Raw genomic sequence first — 24,724 nt, 5'->3', positions numbered from 1 at the left:
GGCCGGGTGAGGGTCGCACGAGGATCAAGGCACTGATCCTTGCCAATACCCTCACCCTCCCACGCTCACGCGCGGGTCCCTCCCTCTCCCGGGGCGGGAGAGGGCTTTGAACCTTACGGCAGCAGCACCGTGGACCCGGTCGTGGCACGGGACTCCAGGGCCCGGTGGGCCTCCGCCGCGTCGCGCAGCGCGAAGGTCTGGCCGACGTTGATGGTCACTCCGCCGGTGTGCACCACCTCGAACAGGTCGGCGGCGCTGGCCATCAGGTCGTCGCGCTTGGAAACGTAGCTGAACAGGGTCGGGCGCGTGACGTAGAGCGAGCCCTTGGCCGCCAGCACCTGGAGATCCAGTGGCGGAACCGGGCCGGACGCCGCGCCGAACAGCACCATGAAGCCACGGGGCCGCAGACAGTCCAGGCTGTCCATGAAGGTCGTCTTGCCGACGCCGTCATAGACCACCGGCACGCCCTGCCCGTCCGTCAGGTCCTTCACGCGGTTCACGAAATTCTCGCGCGTGTAGACGATGGGATGGTCGCAGCCGGCGGCGCGGGCCAGCTCCGCCTTCTCGTCGCTGCTGACCGTGCCGATCACGGTGGCGCCCAGATGCTTCGCCCACTGGCAGAGGATCTGGCCGACGCCGCCCGCGGCGGCCTGGACCAGGATGGTGTCGCCCGGCTGCACCGCGTAGGTGGAGCGCAGGAGGAACTGAGCGGTCATGCCCTGGAGCAGCATGGCGGCGGCCTGCCGGTCCTCGATCCAGCTCGGCAGCGGGATCAGCCGGTCGGCGGGGGCGAGGCGGGATTCGGCGTAGGCGCCGATCAGCGGCGCGTAGCCGACCCGGTCGCCGGGCTTCAGCGTCGTCACGTCCGGCCCCACGGCCTCGACCACGCCGGCGCCCTCGGTCCCGATGATGGCGGGAAGCTGCGGCAGCTTGTAGGCGCCGGAGCGGTGATAGGTGTCGATGTAGTTCAGCCCGACCGCGGTCTGGCGCAGCCGCACCTGACCGGGGCCGGGGTCGCCCACCTCGATCTCGTCCCAGCGCAGTGCCTCGGGTCCGCCGTACTCGTGGATGCGGATCGCGTGAACCATGGTGGTCGGTCCCTTCCCTTTTTATAGAAGCTGAAGCTCCAGCGTATCGCCGGCTTGGTCCGCTGTCACCCGGTGCCGCCGCTCGTGGCGGAGCAGCCAGTCCTTGGTCCGCAGGCCGCCCAGGCCGGAATAGCCGCCGGGGGCCCCGCCGCCCCCGACGATGCGGTGGCAGGGGATGATCACCGGGATCGGGTTGGCCCCGCAGGCCCCGCCGACGGCCCGCGGCGCCGTGTCCAGCAGCCGCGCGACGTCGCCGTAGGTCAGGACGCCGCCGTAGGGAATGGCCTGCATCGCCGCCCAGACCTTCTGCCGGAAGGCCGTCCCGCGGGGGGACAGCGGCAGGTCGAAATCCAACCGCGTTCCGGCGAAATAGTCGCGGAGCTGGCGCGCCGCCGCCTCCAGCACGGGGTCCGGCCGGTCATCGCCCAACCGGCCCCAGTCGAGCGCCACGATGGCGCCGGCGGCGCTGGTCAGGGTCAGCAGGCCCAGCGGGCTGTCGACGGTCAGACTGCCGGCGGCCGGGTTATTGAGGGTCTGCGCCATGGGGTCATCTCCGGGTCAGGGCGGCGCCCAGCGCGTCGGGCGCGGTCACCGGGGGGGAGCAGGTCATGCCGGTGCAGACATAGGCGGTCGCCGCCCCGCCCTGCATGCCCTTGCCATGCGCGGGGTGCCCGGCGGGCAGATCGGTCCCCGGCGGCAGGACGCTGAGGATGCGGTCGGGAAGCGGTCGGTCGAGCACCGCCCGGCGCAGCGCCGCGGTGTCCGATGCCTGCGGGTCGCCGACGATGACGATCTGCTGCGCCTTCTGGAGAAGCTCCGCCGCGTTCAGATAGGTCGGCAGCGGGAAGAAGTTGCGGCTCAGCTCACCGGAGAAGGCGGCGGCCAGGGCGTCCGCTCGCTCGCGGTAGGCGGCCTCGCCGGTGCGGTGGTGCAGGGTCGCCAGCACGGCGAGCATGGTGCCGTTGCCGCTGGGCGTCGCCGCGTCGCCGGCCGACTTGGTGCGGACGATCAGGTCGTCGGCGTCGTTCGCCGTGTAGAAGTAGCCGCCGGCCTGGGAGTCCCAGAAATGCGCGTCGAGCACCCGCACCCAGGCCCGCGCCTGTTCCAGCGGCTCCGCGTCGCCGGTCGCCTCGTGCAGGGCGAGTGCTGCGCGCGCCATGTGGGCGTAGTCGTCGAGCGTCGCCCGGTGCTTGAGCTGCCCGGCCCGCCAGCTGTGCAGCAGGCGCCCGTCCTCGGTCATGCGGTCGCGGACAAAGGCGTAGGCGCGCTGCGCGGCGGCGATCCAGTCCGGCTCGTCGAAGACCATGCCGGCCTGGGCGAGGGCCGCGATCATCAGGCCGTTCCAGTCGGCCAGCACCTTGTCGTCCCAGCCCGGCTTGATCCGCTTCTCCCGCTCCCGCCAGAGGATCGCCCGCTGTTCGGCCAGCGTCGCCTCGGTCTCGGCGTCCAGCGCCTCGATGCGGTGCAGCCGGTTGAGGATGGTCGCCCCCTCCCAGTTGCCCTGCGGCGTGACGCCGTAGGCGCGCTTGAAGACCTCCGCGTTGGGGCCGAGGAGACGGTCGATCTCCTCCTCGTTCCAGATGTAGAAGAGGCCCTCCTCGCCCTCGCTGTCGGCGTCCTGGGTCGCCGCGAAGCCGCCGCCCTCGGCGATCATCTCGCGCAGAACCCAGCCCACCGTTTCCCGGATGCGCGTCTCGAACAGCGGCTCCCGCTCCGCCTGCCAGACCAGCGTCATCAGGTCGAGAAGCTGGGCGTTGTCGTAGAGCATCTTTTCGAAATGCGGCACCAACCACATCTCGTCCACCGAGTAGCGGGCGAAGCCGCCGCCCAGGTGATCGTAGATTCCGCCTTGGCTCATGTGGGCCAGCGTGTTGGTGACCGCCTCGCGGTAGGGCTCCTTGCCGGTGCGCAGCCAGGCCCGCCACAGCAGCGTGAAGATCGGCACCTGCGGGAATTTCGGGGCGTGGCCGATGCCGCCGTGGAAGGGATCGACCTCGTGGACCAGCCGATCGGCGATCTGGTCGAGCATGGCGAGGTCGACCTCCCCCGCCGCCCGGTTCTCGGCCAGCTTGCCCAGCGCGTCCTTCAGCGCCGTGACGTTGCGGGTCACGTTCTCCGGCTTGTTGCGGTAGGTCTCCGCCACGCCGCGCAGCACGTCGGGGAAACCGGGCCGCCCGTAGCGCGAGGCCGGCGGGAAGTAGGTGCCGCCCCAGAAGGGCTCGGCGTCCGGCGTCAGGAACATGGTCAGCGGCCAGCCGCCCTGCTGCCCCAGCATCGCCAGGGCCGACTGGTAGATCTGATCGACGTCCGGCCGCTCCTCCCGGTCCACCTTGATGTTGACGAACAGCTCGTTCATCAGCCCGGCGATCTCCGGGCTTTCGAAGCTCTCGTGCGCCATCACGTGGCACCAGTGGCAGGCGGCGTAGCCGACCGACAGCAGCACGGGCTTGTTCTCGCGCTTGGCCCGTTCGAAGGCGTCGCGGCCCCAGGCCATCCAATGGACGGGGTTGTCCTTGTGCTGAAGCAGGTAGGGGCTGGTCTCCCGGCCAAGCAGGTTCGCGGGCATCGCAGGCGTTTCCGGTCTGTGGCGTGGTTGGGAATAAACTGGCGCGGCGGTGCCGTTGCGCCAGGGCTTCCTATCTGTATAGTGGGGCATGAGCCGAAGCGGCGCTCAACCCTTAATTTCCCGCGCACCGCGCGCCTTCCAAGGGAATGGGGCCATGAAGATCACCATCGACATCGACTGCACACCCGAGGAGGCGCGCCACTTCCTGGGCCTTCCCGACGTGAAGCCCATGCAGGACGCCATGATGCAGGAAATCCAGGACCGGATGCAGGCCTCCCTGCTCGCCATGGACCCCGAGACGATGATGAAGACGTGGCTGCCGGCGGGAATTCAGGGCATGGAGCAGCTTCAGAAAATGTTTTGGTCCCAGATGGCCGCCGCCATGGGACAGGATGGACGCAAGTGACCGATCCGAAGCCCTACTTCGAAGCCCATGTTTTCTCCTGCACCAACCGCCGCCCCGACGGCAACAAGCGCGGCTCCTGCGCCGCCCGGGGGTCCGAAAAGCTCCGCGACTACATGAAGGCGCGTGCCCGTGAGCTGGGTCTGGACGGCCGTGTGCGCATCAACGCCGCCGGCTGCCTGGACCGCTGCGAGCTGGGTCCGGTGCTGGTCGTCTATCCGGAGGGCGTCTGGTACACCTACCACTCCTTCGCCGACGTCGACGCGATCCTGGAAACGCATGTGATCGGTGGTGGCCGTGTGGAGCGGCTCATGCTGAAGCCGGAACAAAAAGAATTGCTGCCGGAACAGGTCGGCTGATCATTCCGGAACCGGCACGATAATATTGGCACGATGACATTTGGCACGATGATCCCAACCATCTTCGCCCTCGCCACCGCCCCCGGCCGCGCCGGTGTGGCGGTGGTTCGCGTTTCGGGTCCGGCGTCCGGCGAGGCCCTCGCCGCCCTGACCGGCAAGCCGCTTCCCACACCCCGCATGGCAACCCTGGTCCGGCTGCGCCATCCCCGGACCGGCGAGGCGCTGGACGACGCTCTGGTCTTGCGTTTCACCGCCCCCCGCAGCTTCACCGGCGAGGATGTGGTGGAGCTGCATCTGCATGGCGGGCGCGCCGTGGTGGCCGGCGTGGTGGAGGCGCTGTCCGCCCTGCCCGGTCTGCGCGTCGCCGAGCCCGGCGAGTTCACCCGCCGCGCCTTCGAGAACGGCAAGCTCGACCTGACCGAGGCCGAGGCGGTCGCCGACCTTGTGGACGCCGAGACCTCCGCCCAGCGCCGCCAGGCCCTGCGCCAGATGGAAGGCGCGCTCGGCACACTCTACGACGGTTGGCGGGAGCGGCTGACCCGGTCGCTGGCCCACATCGAGGCCGACATCGACTTCCCCGACGAGGACCTGCCCTCGGGTGTCTCGGACGCCGCGCGTCCCGTGCTGGACGCCCTCGCCTCGGAGATCGACGCCCATCTCGACGACCGTGGACGTGGGGAGCGGCTGCGCGAAGGTCTGCACATCGCCATCGTCGGCGCGCCCAACGCCGGCAAGTCGAGCCTGCTGAACGCCCTCGCCCGGCGCGAGGCCGCCATCGTCTCGGCCCGCGCCGGCACCACGCGAGACGTGATCGAAGTCCATCTCGACCTTGGCGGCTACCCGGTGGTGCTGGCCGACACGGCGGGTCTGCGCGAGGCGGCCGCCGACGAGGTCGAGGAGGAAGGCATCCGCCGCGCGCTCGACCGCGCCGCCCGCGCCGACGTGAAGGTCGCCGTGTTCGACGCCACCGCCCTGCCCGCGCTTGACCCGGCGACGGTTGCTCTGCTCGACAAGGACACGGTGGTGGTTCTGAACAAGACGGACGTCGCCGATGCAGCCGTGCCGACGGTCGGCAAGTGGGAGGCGACCACGGTCTCCGCCCGGACCGGTGCCGGCTTGCCGGAGCTGGAAACGCGTTTGACGGCGTTTACCGCCGACCGGCTGGCCGGCAGCGGTGCGCCAGCCCTGACCCGTGCGCGGCACCGCTCCGCCTTGGAGGAGTGCCGGGACGCCCTGCGCCGCGCCCTGACCGCCCCCCTGCCGGAGCTGATGGCCGAGGATGTGCGTCTGGCGAGCCGGGCCCTTGGACGCATCACCGGACGGGTCGATGTGGAGGATTTGCTGGACGTGATCTTCCGGGATTTCTGCATCGGCAAGTGAGCCGGGGATGGCGTGACAAACGCGCCGGGTCCCCCTGTTTCACGTGAAACACGGGCGTTGCGGCGTCGCGGCGCTTGGCGTCCGGCGCTGACTCGGCTATGGTCCGGCCATGCGAACGTTCGACGTCATTGTTGTCGGCGGAGGCCACGCCGGTTGCGAGGCTGCCGCCGCCGCGGCGCGCATGGGTGCGCGCACCCTGCTGCTCACCCACAAGCTGGACACCATCGGTGAGATGTCCTGCAACCCGGCCATCGGCGGGTTGGCGAAAGGCCATCTGGTGCGCGAGATCGACGCCCTCGATGGCGTCATGGCCCGCGCCATCGACCGCGGCGGCATCCAATTCCGCATCCTCAACCGCAGCAAGGGACCGGCCGTCCGTGGCCCGCGCGCCCAAGCCGACCGCAAGCTCTACCGGCGGGCGGTGCAGGCGATCCTCGCGGAACAGGCGAACTTGTTCATCGAGGCCGGCGGCGCCGAGGACCTGACCATCGGCGACGACGGCCGGGTCACCGGCGTGGTGACCGGTTCCGGCGAGACCCTCGCGGCGGGAAGCGTGGTACTGACCACTGGCACCTTCCTGCGCGGCCTGATCCACATCGGCGAGGAAACCACCCCGGCGGGTCGCGTCGGCGAGGCGCCGTCCATCGGCCTGTCCGACACGTTGGCGCGTCTCGGCTTTCCGCTCGGCCGGCTGAAGACCGGCACCCCGCCGCGTCTCGACGGCAAGACCATCGATTGGGCCGCGCTGGAAAAGCAGCCGGGCGACACGCCGCCGCCGCCCTTCTCCTACCTGACCGACCGCATCGACACGCCGCAGATCGACTGCGCGATCACCTGGACGACGCCGGAGATGCACGCGCTGATCCGCGGCAACCTCCACCGCGCGCCAATGTATTCCGGCCAGATCCAGAGCACCGGCCCGCGCTATTGCCCGTCCATCGAAGACAAGGTGGTGCGCTTCGCCGACAAGGAGCGCCACCAGATCTTCCTGGAGCCGGAGGGGCTGGACGACGATACGGTCTACCCGAACGGCATCTCGACCTCCCTGCCCCGCGACGTCCAGCTCGGTTTCCTGAAGACGATGCCCGGGCTGGAGCGCGCGGCAATGATCCGCCCCGGCTACGCCATCGAGTACGACTTCGTGGACCCGCGGGAGCTGAAGCCGACGTTGGAGACCCGCCGGACCCCCGGCCTGTTCTTCGCCGGCCAGATCAACGGCACCACCGGCTACGAGGAAGCGGCGGCGCAAGGCCTGATGGCCGGCATCAACGCCGCCCTGCTGGCCGGCGGCTCGGCGGAGGGCTTCGTGCTCGACCGCGCCGACGCCTACATCGGGGTGCTGGTCGATGACCTGATCACCCGAGGCACCAACGAGCCGTACCGGATGTTCACCTCGCGCGCCGAGTATCGGCTGATCCTGCGCGCCGACAATGCCGACCAGCGGCTGACACCGAAGGGGCTGGTGATCGGCTGCGTCGGGTCGGCGCGGCGTGATGCTTTCACGGCGAAGGCTGAGGCGCTGTCCACCGGCCGCACTCTTGTGCGCGCCCTCCAGGCCACCCCGGCGGAGTTGCAGCGGCAGGGCATTGCTGTCAACCAGGACGGCGTGCGGCGGACCGCCGCCGATCTGCTGCGCTATCCGGACCTCGACCTTGCCACCCTCGCCCGACTGTGGCCGGAGCTGTCGGCAATACCTTCCGATGTTGTCGAGCAGCTGGAGATCGACGGGAAGTATGCCGGCTATCTCGACCGGCAAGAGGCCGACATCCGCGCCTTCCGCAAGGATGAGGCGCTGGAGCTTCCCGACGATCTCGATCCCGACAGCATCGGCAGCCTGTCGGCGGAGATCCGGCAGAAGCTGCGGCAGGCCCGTCCGGCGACCTTGGGGGCGGCCGCCCGCATTCCCGGCATGACCCCGGCGGCGCTGGTCGCCCTGCTCCGCCACGTGAAACGGCGCGACGTGAAGGTGGCCGTCTGATGAGCCTGTTCGATGCCGCGGCCTTCCAGGCGGCGACCGGTGTTTCACGTGAAACGTTGGACCGCCTGGCCGCTTACGAGGCGACGCTGCGCAAGTGGCAGCCGAAAATCAACCTCGTCGGCCCCTCCACCCTGCCCGACGCTTGGCGCCGGCACTTCCTCGACTCCGCCCAGCTTTACCCGCTGCTGCCCGACGGCGCTCGGGTGCTGGTCGATCTCGGCAGCGGGGCCGGCTTTCCCGGCTTGGTCCTCGCCATCATGGGCGTGCCGGAGGTGCATCTGGTGGAGAGCGACTCCCGCAAATGCGCCTTCCTGCGCGAGGCGGCCCGTGTGGCTGGAGCGTCGGTCACTGTACACAACAAGCGGATCGAGGCGGTGCCGCCGATCGCCGCCGACGTGGTGACCGCCCGCGCTCTGGCGCCGCTGAACGATCTGCTGAATTGGGCCCATCCCTTTGTCCAAGACCGGGGTGCGGCACTGTTTCCCAAGGGGCAAAATGTGGCGGACGAATTGACCGATACCACCAAATATTGGAAGATGCGGACCGAGCGCTTCGACAGCCGCACCGACCCCACCGGAACCATCCTGCGTGTGAGTGGTATCGCCCGTGTCTAAGACCGCGACCCTGATGCATTCCCGCTCCGACGCTTCCCGCGAGGCTGACATGCCCTCCGCCCTTCCTTCCGCGCGCGTCATATCGATTGCCAACCAGAAAGGCGGCGTGGGCAAGACCACGACCACCATCAACTTGGCAACCGCTCTGGCCGCGATCGGCAAGCGCGTCCTGGTGATTGATCTTGATCCCCAGGGCAACGCCTCCACCGGCCTCGGCATTCCGCGCGCCGAACGCCGCGTCGGCATCTACGACGTGCTGTTCGACGGCATGCCGCTGGAGGACGCCGCCACGGTGTCGACGGTGCCGAACCTCTCGATCATCACCTCTTCCGTCGATCTGTCCGGCGCCGAGGTCGAGCTGGTCACCTCCGAGCGGCGCGAGTTCCGGCTGCGCGAGGCGGTCGACAAGAGCGCGCTGGAATACGACTACGTGCTGATCGACTGTCCGCCGGCGCTCGGCCTGCTGACGCTGAACGCGCTGGTCGCCTCTCACGCCGTGATGGTGCCGCTGCAGTGCGAGTTCTACGCGCTGGAGGGCCTCAGCCACCTCGTCCGCACCATCGAGCGGGTGAAGCGCGCCTTCAACCCGGAACTCGACATCCACGGCGTCGTGCTGACCATGTTCGACAAGCGCAACAACCTGTCCGACATGGTGGCCGCCGACGTCCGCGGCTTCTTCGGAGAGAAAGTCTACGACACCGTGATCCCGCGGAACGTGAAGGTGTCGGAGGCGCCGTCCCACGGCAAGCCGGTGCTGATCTACGACATGCGCTGCCCCGGGTCGCAGGCATACATCCATCTGGCCGGCGAGGTGCTGCGCCGTGAGAAGAGGCTGAGCGCGTGATGGAGGATACCAAACGTCCGGACGGCGGTGCCCGCCGCGCCAGCCTGGGCCGTGGCCTGTCCGCCCTGTTCGGCGAGGCGGCGGAGGATTACTCCGCGCTCGACAAGGTGCGCCAGTCCAAGCAGGTGCCCATCGAGTTCATCCACCCCGGCAAGTACCAGCCGCGCCGCACCTTCGACGACGAGGCGCTGCAGGGGCTGGTCGAGTCGATCCGCGACAAGGGCATTCTTCAGCCCCTGCTCGTCCGCCGGGACCCAGAAACGACCAACTCCTACGAATTGATCGCCGGCGAACGCCGCTGGCGCGCCGCCCAGATCGCCGGCCTGCATGAGGTGCCGGTCGTCATCCGCGAGCTGTCGGACCGTGAAGCGCTGGAAATCGCGCTGATCGAGAACATCCAGCGCCAGGACCTGACGCCGCTCGAAGAGGCCGAGGGCTACAAGCGCCTGATGGAGGAGTTCGAGCACACGCAGGAGGATCTGGCGCGCTCGGTCGGCAAGAGCCGCAGCCACGTCGCCAACATGATGCGCCTGCTCGCCCTGCCCGACCCGGTCAAGGGCATGGTGCAGGAGGGGGCGCTCAGCGCCGGTCACGCCCGCGCGCTGCTCACCTCCTCCGATCCGGTGTCGGTGGCGCGCGAGGTGGTCAAGCGCGGCCTGAACGTCCGCCAGACCGAGGACCTGATGCGCGGCAGCGCGCCGGTCAAAACCAAAAAGGCCGGTGGAGGGCGTGGCGGTGCCGCCACTGACCCGACGCTCAAGGACGTCGATCTGGTGAATCTCGAGGAGGAGATCTCCGCCCGCATCGGGCTGAAGGTCGCGATCACCCCGCAGGGCAAGGGCGGCTCCATCACCATCCATTACCAGACGCTCGACCAGCTCGACGACGTGCTGCGGCGCCTTGGCGGCGAGTAGGGTGTCGCGGAACCAAACTGTCACTTTAGTGAAACGGCGCTAACATGAACTCCCCCTAAACAGGGTCGTCCGGCCGCAGCGACGCGGCCGGAGCCGACACAGAGGGGGAGATTCATGAAGCCCATCCACGGCCTGTGCCTTGCCGGCCTCACCGCGGCCCTGCTGGCCGGTCCGGCGTTCGCGGACCAAAAATTCCCGGCGGAACTGGCCGGCCACGGCGTTATCGACGCCGCCACCTTCATCGCCCCGCCCGCCGACGCGCCGGACCTGTTCCGCACCTCCGGCAAGTTCACCGCCGCCGACCGCAAGCGCGTGGACCAGCCCCGCAGCATCGACGGCACGTCCTTCCTGTCGGCGCCGGGCGCGCCGCGCGCCACCGGCATGGCGCTGCCTTTCGAAGGCCAGCCGGTCCAGGGCTTTTCCGGCATCAAGGCGGTGGGCGACGGCAGTTTCCTGGTGCTGACCGACAACGGCTTCGGCAGCAAGGGCAACTCCGCCGACGCGATGCTGACGGTGCACCGGCTGACCATCGATTGGAAGACCGGCAAGGCGGTGGTGGCCGAAACGCTGTTCCTGCGCGACCCCGACCGCAAGGTGCCCTTTCCCATCGTCACCGAGGCGACCGCGGAACGCTATCTGACCGGCGCCGACTTCGACGTCGAGAGCGTGCAGATCATCGGCGACCGCCTGTATTTCGGCGACGAGTTCGGCCCCTACATTCTGGAGACCGACCGCACCGGCACACTGCTGTCCCTGCGCGAGAGCACGGTGGACGGCAAGCCCGTGCGCTCCCCCGACCATTACGCAGTGTCCACCCCGGCGGTGCCCGGCGCCGTCGCCTTCGAGGTGCGCCGCTCGCGCGGTTTCGAGGGCATGGCGGCGTCGAAGGACGGGAAGTTCCTCTACCCGCTGTTCGAAGGCCCGCTGTTCAACGCCCAGCTTGGGACGGGTGGCGCGTGGGAGACCAAGGACGGGCGGGAGTATCTGCGCATCGCCGAATTCGACGTCGCCAAGGGCGACTTCACGGGCCGCAGCTTCAAGTACCTGCTGGAGGCCAACGGCAACAACATCGGCGACTTCAACATGATCGACGCCACCACCGGCCTGATCATCGAGCGTGACAACGGCGAGGGCGACCCGGCCCAGGGCTGCACCGGCCAGCCGACCCCGGATTGCTTCAACGTCCCGGCCCGGTTCAAGCGGGTCTACAAGATCGACTTCGCCCAGGCCGACGCCGAGGGCTTCGTGAAGAAGGTGGGCTATGTCGACCTGATGGACATCGACGATCCGAAGGGCGTCGCCCAGATCGGCGGCGCAAAGGGCAAGTTCACCTTCCCCTTCGTCACCATCGAGAACGTCGATGTGGTTGACGCGGAGCACATCGTCGTCGGCAACGACAACAACCTGCCCTACTCGTCCGGCCGCGCGCTGGGCAAGCAGGACCACAACGAACTGATCCTGCTGCGGGTGCCGCAGTTCCTGGCGGCGAAATAAGGGGCCGCGAAATAAGAAAGAGGGTCAGCGCCGCGCCAGCGAGGCGAGCTGGAAGAGAACGCGGGCGCAGAGCGTCTGGTCGGGCATGTTGGTGCGCTTGCAGTCCGCCTCGGCCTCGACCAGCCGCTCCAGCGCCTGCCGGACCAGCGGTGACGGCCAGCGGCGGGCCTGCCCGGTCAGCCGCGGCTTCATCTTGAAGAACACCGGCGGGCGCAGCGCTTCCACCGCGGCGTCCGCCGACTTGCCCGCCGCCACCTGCCCGGCGACCAGCTGCAGGCGCTGGAAATGGCGCTGGGCGGCGCGCAGGATCGGCACCGGGGACATGCCCTCGGCGAACAAACGGGCCAGCGAGCGGTCGAGCGTCGCGAAGTCGCCCTCCGCGGCCGCCCAGATCGGCTCGTCCAGCGACAGGGCGGCGCTGTCACCGACGCAGGCCTGGGCGTCCTCCAACCGGACGCGCGTCTCCGCCCCCATGTAGAGCGCCAGTTTCTCCATCTCGCCGCGCGCGACCATGCGGTCGCCGACGAGGTTGCCGGCGAGGAAGGTCAGCGCATCGGGATCGGCGGTCAGGCCGTGGCCATGCAGGATGTCGGCGATGACCCGGCCGAGCGCCGCCTCCTCCTCCACATAGCAGGGAATGGCGACGGCGCCGTCCGCCCCCTCGAACAGGGTGCGCAGCTTCGACCGGTTGCCGAGGTCGCCGGCCTCGACGACGACGAGGCTGTCGCCGGGTGTCCGGTCGGCCAGGAAGGCGGTGAAGGCGGCGGCGGCGTTGTCCTCCGCCTCGCGCACGCGGATCAGGCGGCGCCCGCCGGTGAAGGACAGGGCGGCGGCCTCGTCGGCCAGGCGCGCCGGATCGTCGGCGACGGCGCGGCCCAGCATCTCCGTCACGCGGAAGGGATCGGACAGGTCGGGGACCACGGTGCGGCCCAGCCCCATGGCGCGGTCGCGCACCAGACCGGTGTCCGGACCGTAGAGCAGGACCGCGCGGATCTTGGGATCGGGGCTGCGCAGGAAGCCGTCGATTGCCCGGGCTTGCAGCTTCACGAAGTCACCGTCGGTGGCGGAGGACCAGCCCCCGTTGTCCAGGGCGGATCAGGACTTGCGGCCGAGTTCGGCGGCCACGCGGGTGGTGATCTCGTTGGAGATTTCCAGAAGAGCGCGGTCGTAGGCGTTCTCGACCGTGGCGAGGGCGCCGTACTGCTGCTCCAGCACGTTGTAGCTGATGTAGGAGCGCGCGTTGGACTGGAACAGGATCTTTCCCGTCGCCGCGTCGACAAGCAGGTAGGGGGCGTTCACGACGAGCTGGGCGCGGGTGGCGGTCGCGTCCTTCTGCAGGGACAGCTTCTGCTCCGACGCGGTCAGCGTCGTCTCCAGCCGATAGCGCGGGCTGGCCGGGCGGCCGTCGGCGTAGAAGCGGTCGATCAGGAGGTTGCGCAGCTTCTGGCCGTTCCGGTCCCGGATGACCCCGATGTCCACCTGTTGAAGCTCGGCGGTGCCGATGCTGTTCGTCCCCAGGGTTCCATACATCGGCTGGAAGCCGCAGGCCGCCGTGGCGAGCACCGCCGGCGCCAGCAGCGCGAGGGCGAGAAGCCCCCGCCGCCGGACGCCGGCCTTGCCGTTGCGGCGATGGCCGCTGTGGAGGTCAGACGACGACATTGATCACCCGGTTCGGGACGACGATGACCTTGCGCACCGGCTTGCCTTCCAGGGCGCGCTGAACGTTCGGATCGGCCAGGGCGGCCTGCTCCGCGGCGTCCTTCGCCATGTCGCGCGGCAGCTCCAGTGTGGCGCGCAGCTTGCCGTTGACCTGCACCGCCATGGTGACCGAGTCCTCGACCACCAGGGCGGCGTCAGCCTGCGGCCAGGGCTGGTTGACCAGCAGCGTGGCGTGACCGAGCTGCGCCCACAGCTCTTCGGCCAGGTGGGGCATCATCGGGGCGATCAGGCGCACGGTGGTCTCGAAGCCTTCGCGCAGCACCCAGGCCTCGCCCTCTCCCGTGCCGTCCAGCTCGGCGAGCGCGTTGGACAGCTCGCGCACGCGGGCCACCGCCTTGTTGAAGCGGAACTTCTCCAGGTCTTCCGAGATGCCGGCGATGGCCTTGTGGACCTGCCGGCGGGTGGCCTCGGCCTTGGCGCTGAAGGCGTCCGGCTTCGGCGCGTCGGCGGGCGGCAGAGCGACCGGCGACTCCGTCACCATGCGCCACAGGCGGTTGATGTAGCGCCAGGCGCCGTCGATGCCGGCTTCCGTCCATTCCAGGTCGCGTTCCGGCGGGCTGTCGGACAGCATGAACAGGCGGGCGGCGTCGGCGCCGTAGGTGCCGATGATGTGCGCCGGGTCCACCACGTTCTTCTTGGACTTCGACATCTTCTCGACGCGGCCGACCGTCACCGGGCCGTCGTTGTCGTTGCGGATGTAGTCGCCGAGATCGTTCCTGCGGATGTCGGTCGGGGCCAGCCAAGCGCCGGTGCCGGCGTCCTTGTAGGTCTCGTGGTTGACCATGCCCTGGGTGAAGAGGCCGGCGAAGGGCTCCTCCACATTCAGGTAGCCGCACTGCTTCATCGCCCGCGTCCAGAAGCGGGAATAGAGCAGATGCAGCACGGCATGCTCGATGCCGCCGATGTACTGGTCCACGGCCAGCCAGTAGTCCACCGCCTCGCGCGTGAAGGCGACGTCCTCGGCCTTGGGCGAGCAGAAGCGGGCGAAATACCAGCTCGAACTCGATGAAGGTGTCGAAGGTGTCGGTCTCACGCAGCGCCGGCTTGCCGCAGCTCGGGCAGCTCGTGTGCTTCCAGGTCGGGTGATGGTCCAGCGGGTTGCCGGGCTTGTCGAAGGTCACATCCTCCGGCAGGACGACCGGCAGATCCTGCTGCGGGACCGGGACGATGCCGCAGCTCTCGCAGTGGATGACCGGGATCGGGCAGCCCCAGTAACGCTGGCGGGAAACGCCCCAGTCGCGCAGGCGGTACTGGGTGGTGCGCTCGCCCTGCCCCTGCTCCTCCAGCCGCTTGCCGACCTCCTGCTTGGCCGGCTCGACCTCCATCCCGTCGAGGAAGCGGGAATTGCGCAGCAGGCCGGGGCCGGTGTAGGCCTCGTCGCCGACCGCGAAGGTCGCGAGGTCGGCGTCCGCCGGGACGACCACCGGCGTGACCGGCAGGCCGTACTTGCGCGCGAAGTCCAGGTCGCGCTGGTCATGGGCCGGGCAGCCGAAGATGGCGCCCGTGCCGTATTCCATCAGCACGAAGTTGGCGACGTAGACCGGCAGCTCCCAGGACGGGTCGAAGGGATGCACCACCTTCAGTCCTGTGTCGAAGCCGCGCTTCTCGGCGGTCTCGATCGCCTCCTCGCTGGTGCCCAGGCGGTTGCACTCGGCGATGAACTCGGCCAGCGCGGGGTTGCCGGCGGCCAGCTCGGCGGCCAGAGGATGGTTGGCGGAGATCGCCGCGAAGGAGGCGCCGAACAGCGTGTCGGGCCGGGTCGTGAAGACCTCCAGCGTGTCCGCCCGCCCGACGAGGTCGAAGCGGAAGCGCACGCCGGTGGACTTGCCGATCCAGTTCTCCTGCATCAGGCGCACGCGCTCCGGCCAGCGGTCCAGCGTGTCCAGCCCCTTCAGCAGCTCGTCGGCGTAGGCGGTGATCTTGAGGAACCACTGCGACAGCTTGCGCTTTTCGACCAGCGCGCCGGTGCGCCAGCCGCGGCCGTCGATCACCTGCTCGTTGGCGAGGACCGTGTTGTCGACCGGGTCCCAGTTGACCCAGGACTCCTTGCGGTAGGCCAAGCCTTCCTTGAGGAAATCCAGGAACATCTTCTGCTCGTGGCGGTAATACTCCACGTCGCAGGTGGCGACCTCGCGGTCCCAGTCGATGGACAGGCCCATCGTCTTCAGCTGGGCGCGCATGGCCGCGATGTTCTCGCGGGTCCATTTGGCCGGGTGGGTCTTCTTCTCCAGCGCGGCGTTCTCCGCCGGCAGGCCGAAGGCGTCCCAACCCATCGGGTGCAGCACGTTGAAGCCGCGGGCGCGCTTGTAGCGCGCGATCACGTCGCCGATGGTGTAGTTGCGGACGTGCCCCATGTGGATGCGCCCCGACGGGTAGGGGAACATCTCCAGCACATAGTACTTCTCACGGGAAGCGTCCTCGCGCGCGGTGAAGCAGCCCTGCCGCTCCCACTCGCCCTGCCACTTCGCTTCGGTTTCCTTGACATTGTAACGCGACATGACCGCAGACGCCGTTCCGTGAGTTTCGTAGGTCTCGATAGATAAGGCGCCGGCGGCGGGGTGACAGGCGGCGCTCCGTCGGCGCCCTGCCCTGCCACGCTTCCCGCCGAACCGGCACGTCCGCTCAGCGCGCCGCCGCCTGCTGGGCGACGCGGATCTGGCGGGCGCGGGTCAGCACCGCGTCCTCCAACGTCGTCGCCGTCTCCGGCCCGACCGCGCTGTCGCGCCAGTCCGACCCGGCGCGCTGCTGCTTGAACACCGACACCCGCACGCCGTCGGCGCGGAGCTGGCGGTCCATGATGTACAGGTTGACCTTGAAACGCTCGTTCGGGGTGTCCGGCGGCGTGTACCAGTCGGTCAGGATGACGCCGCCGAACGGGTCGGCGGAGACGATCGGCATGAAGGACAGCGTGTCCAGCGAGGCGCGCCACAGGAAGCTGTTGACGCCGATGCCGTTGGGATCGCCCTGCTCGGCGCCGTTGCGCTTGTTCTTGCCGAACAGGCTGAAGCCGCCGTCGGTGCCGAGAAGGCTGCCGAACTTGTATTCCTTCTTGATCTGCTCATCGACGGTTTCCGTCTGGCCGCCCCAGCTGGAGCAACCGGCCACGGCGAGCGACGCCGCGAGCACGACGGGGGCAAGGCGAAGGACACGGGAACGGCGCATGGTCGGAACCTGGATCAATAAATTCGGGGTACCGCGCACGATACCGCGGCGGATGCGGGTGAAAAGACCATAAAAGCCCGCCCGCGGCAACAGGCGATGCGGGGCGCCGCCTGTGCCTTTGCTGTGTCCGGGGGCGTGACCGGACCCCCTGGCGCGGGTCGGTGTGCGCCGCGGAATCGCGACGGCGGCGCACCATCAAGGTGTGTTCCGTCGGACACACTGTTCCTTCATTGCTGCAACTTTGCGATTTCCGGCTTGCTGGCGTCCCCGCATCTGCGTACCACAGAGCCAGCCAGGACGTTAACCGGGCTGAAAATTCTGCTGCCAGGATGGAGGCAACAATCATGAACCGTTATCTGCTCGCGGGCTGCGCCGCTGCCGCTCTGGCTCTGGGTGCCGGCGCTGCCAACGCTCAGGCCAAGTTTGAAGTCAAGGTCGGCGGCGACGCCTACTTCGAAGGCGGCTACGTCAACGAAGACCGCGACCAGGGCGCCCGTTCGGTTGACTTCCGCAACCGCTTCCGCGTCATCGTGACCCCGACCGCCAAGGCCGACAACGGCCTGGAGTACGGCGGCCGCATCCGTATGCGCGCCAACTCGGGCGCCAACAACGCCCGCACGATGGACGCCGACCGCGGCTACATCTTCGCGCAGGGCGCGTTCGGTCAGGTCCAGATGGGCGTGACCAACTCCTTCAACGACGCCACCTACGTCACTGCCCCGCAGGATTACCTGCAGCTCGGCATCTATGACGGCGTCACCGCCTGGATCGGTCAGACCACCGACATCGCCGGCGGCCTGGGCGGCCTGAACGGCTCGATGCTGAGCCAGTCGCTGGTCGTCGAGAACAACGCGACCAAGATCGTGTACTTCTCGCCGCGCTTCGCCGGCCTGCAGGTGGGCGCCAGCTACACCCCGCGCAACGACGACTCGCACGCCTCGGTCAACCGCGCTGACCTGACCCCGGTCACCGCCACCGGCCGCGGCTTCTCGACCACGTTCGAGGATCTGGTCGAAGTCGGCGCCAACTACAGCAACACCTTCGGCGGCGTTTCGCTGAAGGCCAGCGCTGGCTACTACTGGGGCAACGCCGCCGGCACGACCACGGTCGGCGCCAGCGTCGAGGACCTGAACGCCTGGCAGGTTGGCGCCCAGGTTGGCTACGCCGGCTTCTCGCTCGGCGGTTCGTACACCGACTTCGGTGAGTCGGGCCAGATCCAGACCGCGACCTCGGACAACGAGAAGAGCCGCCTCTGGGTTGTCGGCGCTCAGTACACCGCCGGCCCGATCGTCGTCGGCGCCAACTACAAGAACGGCAAGGACGCTGGCAGCCTCTACACCGCCGGCAGCCGCAAGCTGGAAGTCTACGAGTTCGGCGCGGGCTACACCGTCGCTCCGGGCCTGACTCTGCAGGCTCAGTACGACTACTTCAAGGCCGACAGCGACCTGAGCACGGCCGCTGTGGACCTGGACAACGACGGTCACGTCGTCCTGCTCCGTACGGTCCTGGCGTTCTAATCTGCGGTCATCCGTGGATGGAGAAGGGCGGTGGCTTCGGCCACCGCCCTTTTTCTTTGCGCATCGTCTGGGTTGCCGGGCCCGGGTTGCCGGCGTTTCGCCTTTTCCTTGCGTCGTTCGCCTCCCGCCCCGTTGCCCGACGGGGTTCGACAGGGCGCGTTCGCGTGCGCAAACTTTGTTCACTGCGCCCAAAATCTCGTCAAGCAATGTGCTATATTTACGGCATGCGGGAAAAACCAATAGCTTTCAGTTACTTATGACTGTGTCGGAATGGCAACTGTGTTACAGTTGAACCGAATTCCCTGCTGAATCACCCTTGCCGGGTAAAGGAACGAGTGGCTTAGTAGTTGGTGGGAAGCACAACCGCACGGCTCCGGTCTCCTTGGGGGCCTGCTAGAAGGATGGACCATCAATGAAGCGTTCTCTTGTTACGGGCTGCGCCGCCATCGCGATCATCGCCTGCAGCGGCGTGGCTTCCGCCCAGACCAAGTTCGAAGTCAAGATCGGCGGCGACGCGTTCTTCCAGGGCGCCTACGTCAATCAGGATCGTGACCAGGACACCCGCTCGACGGAGTTCGCCAACCGCTTCCGCGTGATTGTCACGCCGGTGGCCACGGCCGACAACGGGCTGGAGTACGGCGGCCGCGTGCGCATGCGCGCCGCCAACGGCACCGGCAACGTCCGCACCATGGACGCCGACCGCGCCTTCATCTTCGTGAACAGCGGCTTCGGCACCCTGCAGGCCGGCACGATCAACGGCCTGTCGGATGAGTTCGGCATCATCGGCCCGAACGTCGAAGGCATCGCCGGCGGTCCGGACAACAACACGGTGGAGTTCCTGGGCGGTTCGCAGACCTACTCGCTGCTGCCGACCACCACCAACAACTTCCGCGCCTTCGCGTCGGGCGACGTCGGCACCAAGGTGATCTACCTGACCCCGACTATCGCCGGCTTCCAGGGCGGCGTCTCCTACACGCCGCGCACCGGCGACTCGCACACCTCGATCAACCGCCGCCAGGACAACGGCGGCTTCCAGGACGTCGTCGAGGCCGGCGGCACCTACACCAACGAGTTCGGCGGCTTCAGCGTCGCGGCCAGCGCCTTCTATCAGTTCGGCGATGCGGTCGATGACGGCGTCGGCGTCGGCGCCACCCGCTTCGAGAAGCTCAGCTCGGTCCACGCCGGCCTGAACGTCGGCTACGGCGACTTCAAGATCGGCGGCAGCTATGCCTACAGCGGCGACAGCGGCTACGACAAGTCGCTGACCGTGAAGGAGAAGCAGGACATCTGGATCGTCGGCGCCCAGTACGCCACCGGCCCGTTCATCCTGGCCGCCAACTACTCGCAGTCGCGCTCCAACGGCACCAGCCCGAACACCGGCTTCGTGGCCCCGGTCAAGGCCGAGCTGTATCAGGCCGGCGTGACCTACACCATCGCGCCCGGCCTGACCACGGGCCTGGAGTACAGCTACCTCGACCTCGACTCGAAGATGACGACGCTGGACAACGGCGGCATCAACCCCGACGACCGCGCGCACATCATCATGATCGACACCCGTCTGGCCTTCTGATCGGCCTGACGCCCGTTGAAAAAGAGAACGGCGGCGGATACCCATCCGCCGCCGTTTTCCTTTGGGCGCCGTTTTCCTTTGGCCTTGGCCCGCTACTTCTTGGTCGCGGGCGCCGCTTCGGTCTCGCAGAGCAACAGGATCGCCGCGTCCTCCATCGGCGTCCAGACGGCGAGCAGGCGCTGCTTGGCCTTCTCCGCCGTGTAGGCGGTTGTCCCCGGATCGCGGACGGAGCGGACCTTCACCTCGCCCAGCTTCCAGCCGGCCTTGCGGAAGCCGCCCAGGGTGGACTCCAGGATCTGGTCGCGGCGGGCGTCGTCGTCCTTCTTGAACTCCCAACCGTAATTTTCCTGCTTGGTGCAGCGCCGGTTGAGGTCGGCGGCCGCCGCGCCCAAGAATTCCTTGTAGGTGCCGTCGTCCTGCAGCGGGAACGGTTGCACGGCGAAGGGCGCCTGGGCGATGGCCGATCCGGCCACCGTCTTCGGAGCCTCCTTCGGAGCTTCCTTGCCGGCGGCGGGCTTCCCGCCATTCTGGCTCCCGGCGTTCTGGCCACCGGTGCTCTGGGCAAGGGCGCTGCCGGCCGTGAACGGCGCGGCCCCCAGAATCAGCGCCGACAGGATCAGGGGACGCATCCAACCACGCATGCCGTGTTCTCCTCGGGGTGCTTGCGTTTCGTCGGTCCGTCCGTTACCACGCCCTCCGGTCCCTGTACAGGCAGGCGCCGCAGCCGGGGCAGCACAAAGGGGGGAGGACGGCCATGTCCGCTTCGCACACCGATCCATCAGACGGCACCGTCACGACCCGGCTGGAGGCCGTCCGCCGCTCCATCCGGGAAGGCTGCGCCGCCGGCGGGCGCGATGCCGGTGCGGTGACCCTGGTCGCCGTCTCGAAGACCCATCCGGTCGAGGCGGTGGAGGAGGCCCTGGCCGCCGGCCAGCGCGTGTTCGGCGAGAACCGCGTGCAGGAGGCCAAAGCGAAGTTTCCCGCCCTGCGCGAGCGCTTCCCGGACCTGGAGCTGCACCTGATCGGCCCGCTCCAGACCAACAAGGTCAAGGACGCGGTGGCCCTGTTCGACGTGATCCAGACGGTGGACCGGCCCAAGCTGGCCGAGGCGCTCGCCGAGGAGATGGCACGCAGCGGGCGCCGCCCGCGCTGCCTGATCGAGGTCAACACCGGCGAGGAACCGCAGAAGGCCGGCATTCCCCCGGCGGAGTTGGACGGTTTCCTGGCCGCCTGCCGGGACAATTGGACGCTGCCGGTGAGCGGCCTGATGTGCATCCCGCCGGTGGACGAGGAACCGGCGATGCATTTCGCCCTGCTCGCCGACATGGCGCGGCGCGCCGGCCTGCCCGAGGTCAGCATGGGGATGAGCGGCGATTACGAGACGGCGATCCGCTTCGGCGCCACCCATGTGCGGGTCGGCACGGCGATCTTCGGCGCCCGCCCCACCCCCGCCGCCGGTTAGCGCCGCCTAGCCCGCCGGGTCCGTCACGGTCAGCGCGGTGCCCGGCGCGCAGTCCTTGAGAAGACGCAGCAGGTCCGGCAGGGGCAGCGCGACGCAGCCCGCCGTGGGCGCCCGGTCGGGCCGCGCCACATGCATGAACACGGCGCTGCCCAGGCCCGGCACCACCGGGTCGTCGTTGTGCCCCATCACCACGATCACGTCGTAGACATGGTCGTCGCGCCACAGCTCCTCGTGGCTGGCGGCGCAGGGGCGCTTGACCGGACGGTTGTAGGCGGGGTCGGCCGGATCGTCGCACCAGCCGTCGTCGGGCGCGATGGGCGAGGCCGGCAGGGCCGTCTCGGGCCGCTCCAGCCGGTCGGGGCGCCACAACACGCGGCGCAGCGCGAAGCGGCCGACCGGGGTGGCGCCGTCGCCCTCCCGCTTGTCGGCGCGGATGCCGCCGCGGCCCAGCACGCAGCGGAACGACCCGCCGGGCCAGTCGAGACGGCCTTCGGACGGCGGATCCTCAAGACGAACCGTGATCTCCATCGCCCTTCCTTCACCCGCAGCCGGGCTTCATGACGCTCAGCCCGACACCCGCAGGCTGGGCGCCTGGGTCTGCGCTGCCCGCCGGCCCTGCTCGTACTTGGCCAGGTTGCGCATCATCGTCTCAGACAGCATGTCCGGTGTCACGGGCGCGAACGCGTTGCTGTTGGCCGCCGTCGGCGGCGTGGTTGCCGGGGCGGCGTTCGCCTGCGCGGCCGCGTTGGTCGGCGCGGCCGCGGCTCCGGTTCCGGCTGCGGCGTCCGGTTGAGCCGCGGGCGCCTGGGCCTCCGCGGCCTTCCGGGCGCCGGAGGGGGCCGCGGCGGCGGCGAAGCCGATGGTGGAGGGGTGCGGCTTGGCGGCGTATTTGGCCATCAGGCTGTTCGCCAGCGGGGTGTCGCGCGCCGGCATGCGCGAGGGATGCGGCGTGTCCGTCAGGCCATCGCGCCCGGACCCGCCCATCGCCGCCCCCACCCCGTGCGACGGGGCCGTGGACCGCTTGGCGTCCGGCAACTCCGCGGTGACGGTGCGGGCCGGCTGGGCGTCCGCCGCCGCAGCGGCCACGGCCGGCGCCGACGTTCCGGCGGCGGAGTCCGGCAGGGCGGCCATCGCGGTGGCTCCGGCGGTGGCTCCGGAAGTGCCGGGGGGAGTGTGGCCGGTGGCGGTGTCCCCGTCGAAGCCGAGCGACGCCATGATCTGCCCGCCGATGTCCTTGCCCTGGGCCTGCTCCACCACCGCGTTGGCGATGGACGCCATGCCGCCCAGCGGGCCGCCGAACAGGATGCCGCCGATGACCTTCGACGACGGCTTGATCGTGTCGCCGGTGATCTCGCGGTAGACGGTGTTGACGAGGGGGATGTGCTGAAGCGGGTTGATGATGTCCAGGAAGTCGCCGAAGGACATCTCGGCCTCGGCCTCGTACCGGTCGGGGCTGTCCCGGCTTTCCATCACCGTCAGGGCGGGCGCCGCTTGGGCCGGCGACCGCTCGCGCTGCACCGGCCGCGGAGCGGCGGCGGCGTCGATGGTGGTGGCGTCGATGGCCATGGGCGGTCTCCCGTCGCGGTGTCCAGCCCTACCCTAAGCAACCGGCGTGCCAGTTCCGTGGGCTGGAATCCCGCCCGATCGGGCGCTTTCGGTCCGGGTCCGGACCGCGACCCGGCAAGAGCTGCCGGGCAAGGGACGTTTCCTGCCCCCCGAAGAGTCGATTCTCGGAAAAGGCCGTCTCAGAACATGTGGCCGCTGCGCTCCGCCTTGGTGCGCAGATAGCCTTCGTTGTGGCCGTTGGACGGGAAGATGTGGGGAACGCGCTCGACCACCTCGATCCCGCAGCGGGCGAGCTGGCGCAGCTTCTCCGGGTTGTTGGTCATCAGCCGCACGGCGGTGAAGCCGAGCTGGCGCAGCATCTCCGCCGCCGGCAGATAGACCCGCTCGTCCGCCTCGAATCCCAGGATCTCGTTGGCGTCCACCGTGTCGAAGCCGCGGTCCTGGATGCGGTAGGCGCGCAGCTTGTTGACGAGGCCGATCCCCCGCCCCTCCTGCGCCAGATAGAGCAGGACGCCGCTGCCCTGCCGGGCGATCTCGGCGATGGCGCCGCGCAGCTGCTGGCCGCAGTCGCAGCGCAAAGACCCCAGCAGGTCGCCGGTGAAGCATTCCGAATGCAGGCGGGCCAGCACCGGCTCGCCCGCCACCGGGGTGCCGACGATGATCGCCAGATGCTCCGGCCCGCCGTCGATGGGGCGGAAGGCGGCGATGCTGGTGTTCTCGGCGCCGGACAGCGGGACACGGGCCTCGGCCACCCGGCGCAGCGTGCGCACCACATGGACGCGGTAGTCGGCGATGTCGCGGGCGCGGACCAGCAACAGGTCGTGCTTCGCCGCCCATTCCGCGGCGCTGCCGGTGTGGCCGGCGGCTGTGTGTCCGGTGGCCGGGGCGACGATGGCCGCCGGCAGCAACCGCGCCAGACGGGCGAGGTCCACCGCGGCGGTCTCGCGCGACCCGGGGTCCATGGCCGTGGCGGTCAGGCCGTCCGGCATCGCTCCGTCCGGGCGGTGTTCGGGGTCGCCCAGCGCGTGGGCCTCGTCCGCGGTCAGGCAGCGGGGAAGCGACAGGGCGACGACGCCCGTGCCCTCCCCCATCAGCTTCAGCACGGTGGCGCGGCGGCGGGTGACGGCCAGGACCGGCGCAGCGCCGGTGAGCTGCACCAGCCGCTGCACGGCGTCGATCGCCACGGATTCCACCGACACCGCGGCGCCGACGCTGCCGTCGGCGGTCTCGATGGCGACGGCCTCGCCCCGGCGCAGGGCGGCCGTGGCCCGGTCGACCGCGCGCATGGCGGCTTCGTCCATGGGCAGGACGGCTTCGGGCGGGGCGGAGTCGGACGGGGCGTCGGCGTACATAACGGAGGCTTCGCGTGCTGCGCCCCGAAGGGCGAAAGATCCCGACATGGGTCGGAGAGCGCCGGAAGCAAAGCGCAGGTGGCGCACCCCTGTCCAGCAAATCCCGCGCGCCACACCGTTGCCGGTGGTGCAACGGTGGCGCAAACCGCCGCCGGTGCGGGCGAATCCACCTTGCGCTATGGTCGCCGCCTTCACTTCCTCCCCTGCACGCGAGACCCATCGCCATGGCGGACCAGCCGGCCCTGCATCTCCTCCTCCCCGCCAACCGGGCGCCGGGTGGCTACGCGGAACGCTTGGCGCTGGCGCTGGAGGCGCAGGGACGGAGCGTCCTGCGGCATCCCCTGCCCGGCGATTACCCGCGGCTCGACGCCTCGGCGGTGCTGGCGGCGGACATCGCGCTGTCGCGCCTGCCGGACGGCGCGCGGGTGCTGGTCGACGGCGGCGCCCTGCCCGGCCTCGCCGCCGCCCTGGCGATGGACAACCGGCGCCTGAGGATCGTCGCGCTGGTGGAACGGCTGCTCTGCCGGGAGCCCGGCCTGAGCGGGGAGGACGCCGCCGCCCGCCGCCATCTGGAACAGGGCACGCTGGCGCTGACGCGCGCCGTCGCCGTGCCGGACGCCGCAACGGCGCGGGCGGTGGTGGACCTCGGCCTCGCCCCGGAGACGGCGGTCATCCTTTCCCCGGACGCCGCCGGGGCCGCGCGGCTGGGCGGCCTGTGGGGCGCCTGAGGCTTGTC

The 24,724-nt window shown here is 69.4% G+C and carries 22 protein-coding genes and 1 pseudogene; 12 read left to right on the top strand and 11 right to left on the bottom strand.

All coding sequences use genetic code 11. The features are described 5' to 3' along the window. Window positions 1–113: 113 nt before the first annotated feature. Genes ACWPN5_RS00845 through ACWPN5_RS00835 form a run of 3 tightly spaced genes read right to left on the bottom strand, consistent with a single transcriptional unit; the run spans window position 114 to window position 3,654 of the window. Complete coding sequence (locus tag ACWPN5_RS00845) at window positions 114–1,088, bottom strand: quinone oxidoreductase family protein (protein ID WP_145682839.1); 975 nt, start codon at window positions 1,086–1,088, stop codon at window positions 114–116. Window positions 1,089–1,109: 21 nt separating this feature from the next. Continuing rightward, window positions 1,110–1,631, bottom strand: a complete 522-nt coding sequence (locus ACWPN5_RS00840; RefSeq protein WP_492293723.1) for a methylated-DNA--[protein]-cysteine S-methyltransferase — start codon at window positions 1,629–1,631, stop codon at window positions 1,110–1,112. A 4-nt stretch (window positions 1,632–1,635) separates the two neighbouring features. Then, entirely contained in the window at window positions 1,636–3,654 is a 2,019-nt protein-coding gene (locus ACWPN5_RS00835) for a thioredoxin domain-containing protein (RefSeq protein WP_492293721.1), read from the bottom strand. A gap of 154 nt (window positions 3,655–3,808) precedes the next feature. Here ACWPN5_RS00835 and ACWPN5_RS00830 point away from each other — a divergent pair, with 154 nt between their 5' ends. From ACWPN5_RS00830 to ACWPN5_RS00795, 8 genes are all read left to right on the top strand, one after another. Further along, on the top strand, window positions 3,809–4,060 hold the full coding sequence (locus ACWPN5_RS00830) for a DUF6489 family protein (RefSeq protein ID WP_014238933.1): 252 nt from the start codon (window positions 3,809–3,811) through the stop codon (window positions 4,058–4,060). Next, on the top strand, window positions 4,057–4,416 hold the full coding sequence (locus ACWPN5_RS00825; RefSeq protein WP_038530197.1) for a (2Fe-2S) ferredoxin domain-containing protein: 360 nt from the start codon (window positions 4,057–4,059) through the stop codon (window positions 4,414–4,416). The genes ACWPN5_RS00830 and ACWPN5_RS00825 overlap by 4 nt, the downstream gene beginning before the upstream one ends. 48 nt (window positions 4,417–4,464) lie before the next feature. Further along, complete coding sequence (gene mnmE, locus ACWPN5_RS00820) at window positions 4,465–5,796, top strand: tRNA uridine-5-carboxymethylaminomethyl(34) synthesis GTPase MnmE (protein ID WP_492293719.1); 1,332 nt, start codon at window positions 4,465–4,467, stop codon at window positions 5,794–5,796. Between the two features lie 109 nt (window positions 5,797–5,905). Further along, complete coding sequence (gene mnmG, locus ACWPN5_RS00815) at window positions 5,906–7,774, top strand: tRNA uridine-5-carboxymethylaminomethyl(34) synthesis enzyme MnmG (RefSeq protein WP_492293717.1); 1,869 nt, start codon at window positions 5,906–5,908, stop codon at window positions 7,772–7,774. Continuing rightward, window positions 7,774–8,388, top strand: coding sequence for a 16S rRNA (guanine(527)-N(7))-methyltransferase RsmG (gene rsmG, locus ACWPN5_RS00810; RefSeq protein WP_145682831.1), 615 nt, complete (start codon window positions 7,774–7,776; stop codon window positions 8,386–8,388). Before mnmG ends, rsmG begins: the two co-directional genes overlap by 1 nt. Window positions 8,389–8,437: 49 nt before the next feature. Beyond that, window positions 8,438–9,232, top strand: a complete 795-nt coding sequence (locus ACWPN5_RS00805) for a ParA family protein (protein WP_014238938.1) — start codon at window positions 8,438–8,440, stop codon at window positions 9,230–9,232. Next, entirely contained in the window at window positions 9,232–10,146 is a 915-nt protein-coding gene (locus ACWPN5_RS00800) for a ParB/RepB/Spo0J family partition protein (RefSeq protein WP_186466050.1), read from the top strand. The genes ACWPN5_RS00805 and ACWPN5_RS00800 overlap by 1 nt, the downstream gene beginning before the upstream one ends. 114 nt (window positions 10,147–10,260) lie before the next feature. Further along, window positions 10,261–11,640, top strand: a complete 1,380-nt coding sequence (locus tag ACWPN5_RS00795; RefSeq protein ID WP_145682824.1) for an esterase-like activity of phytase family protein — start codon at window positions 10,261–10,263, stop codon at window positions 11,638–11,640. Between the two features lie 24 nt (window positions 11,641–11,664). On the opposite strand, the gene holA is transcribed toward ACWPN5_RS00795, so the two are convergent. The 4 genes and pseudogenes from holA to ACWPN5_RS00775 form a co-directional block, all read right to left on the bottom strand. Continuing rightward, the gene (gene holA / locus ACWPN5_RS00790) at window positions 11,665–12,687 is read right to left on the bottom strand and encodes a DNA polymerase III subunit delta (protein ID WP_492293714.1); all 1,023 of its coding nucleotides are present in this window, start codon (window positions 12,685–12,687) and stop codon (window positions 11,665–11,667) included. Window positions 12,688–12,735: 48 nt separating this feature from the next. Next, window positions 12,736–13,299 (bottom strand): LPS assembly lipoprotein LptE, encoded by a 564-nt coding sequence (gene lptE, locus ACWPN5_RS00785; protein WP_145682818.1) that lies wholly within the window; start codon window positions 13,297–13,299, stop codon window positions 12,736–12,738. Next, window positions 13,286–15,857 (bottom strand): annotated as a pseudogene (leuS, locus tag ACWPN5_RS00780) (leucine--tRNA ligase). The gene lptE and the pseudogene leuS overlap by 14 nt, the downstream one beginning before the upstream one ends. 124 nt (window positions 15,858–15,981) lie before the next feature. Next, a complete protein-coding gene (locus ACWPN5_RS00775; protein WP_014238944.1) occupies window positions 15,982–16,521 on the bottom strand; it encodes a DUF3576 domain-containing protein in 540 nt (179 codons plus the stop codon). Between the two features lie 344 nt (window positions 16,522–16,865). On the opposite strand from ACWPN5_RS00775, the gene ACWPN5_RS00770 reads away from it, so the two are divergent. Both ACWPN5_RS00770 and ACWPN5_RS00765 read left to right on the top strand, forming a co-directional pair. Beyond that, on the top strand, window positions 16,866–18,038 hold the full coding sequence (locus ACWPN5_RS00770; protein ID WP_145682814.1) for a porin: 1,173 nt from the start codon (window positions 16,866–16,868) through the stop codon (window positions 18,036–18,038). Window positions 18,039–18,450: 412 nt separating this feature from the next. Next, complete coding sequence (locus ACWPN5_RS00765; RefSeq protein WP_145682809.1) at window positions 18,451–19,608, top strand: porin; 1,158 nt, start codon at window positions 18,451–18,453, stop codon at window positions 19,606–19,608. A gap of 92 nt (window positions 19,609–19,700) precedes the next feature. Here ACWPN5_RS00765 and ACWPN5_RS00760 read toward each other — a convergent pair whose 3' ends face one another. Continuing rightward, window positions 19,701–20,249: a hypothetical protein gene (locus ACWPN5_RS00760; RefSeq protein ID WP_145682807.1), complete on the bottom strand. Its 549-nt coding sequence runs from the start codon at window positions 20,247–20,249 to the stop codon at window positions 19,701–19,703. Between the two features lie 113 nt (window positions 20,250–20,362). Here ACWPN5_RS00760 and ACWPN5_RS00755 point away from each other — a divergent pair, with 113 nt between their 5' ends. Then, on the top strand, window positions 20,363–21,070 hold the full coding sequence (locus ACWPN5_RS00755; RefSeq protein ID WP_145682805.1) for a YggS family pyridoxal phosphate-dependent enzyme: 708 nt from the start codon (window positions 20,363–20,365) through the stop codon (window positions 21,068–21,070). A gap of 6 nt (window positions 21,071–21,076) precedes the next feature. On the opposite strand, the gene ACWPN5_RS00750 is transcribed toward ACWPN5_RS00755, so the two are convergent. The 3 genes from ACWPN5_RS00750 to ribA form a co-directional block, all read right to left on the bottom strand. After that, a complete protein-coding gene (locus tag ACWPN5_RS00750; RefSeq protein WP_200476830.1) occupies window positions 21,077–21,598 on the bottom strand; it encodes a L,D-transpeptidase family protein in 522 nt (173 codons plus the stop codon). Between the two features lie 36 nt (window positions 21,599–21,634). After that, window positions 21,635–22,636: a hypothetical protein gene (locus ACWPN5_RS00745; RefSeq protein ID WP_492293710.1), complete on the bottom strand. Its 1,002-nt coding sequence runs from the start codon at window positions 22,634–22,636 to the stop codon at window positions 21,635–21,637. Between the two features lie 179 nt (window positions 22,637–22,815). Continuing rightward, complete coding sequence (ribA, locus tag ACWPN5_RS00740; protein WP_200476828.1) at window positions 22,816–23,988, bottom strand: GTP cyclohydrolase II; 1,173 nt, start codon at window positions 23,986–23,988, stop codon at window positions 22,816–22,818. A gap of 224 nt (window positions 23,989–24,212) precedes the next feature. On the opposite strand from ribA, the gene ACWPN5_RS00735 reads away from it, so the two are divergent. Continuing rightward, entirely contained in the window at window positions 24,213–24,716 is a 504-nt protein-coding gene (locus ACWPN5_RS00735) for a glycosyl transferase (protein ID WP_492293708.1), read from the top strand. Window positions 24,717–24,724: the final 8 nt, after the last annotated feature.

It is taken from the genome of Azospirillum sp. UENF 211521 (assembly GCF_058780535.1).
Note: the sequence above shows the minus strand (reverse complement) of the source record. Positions and strands in the feature narration are given on the sequence as shown.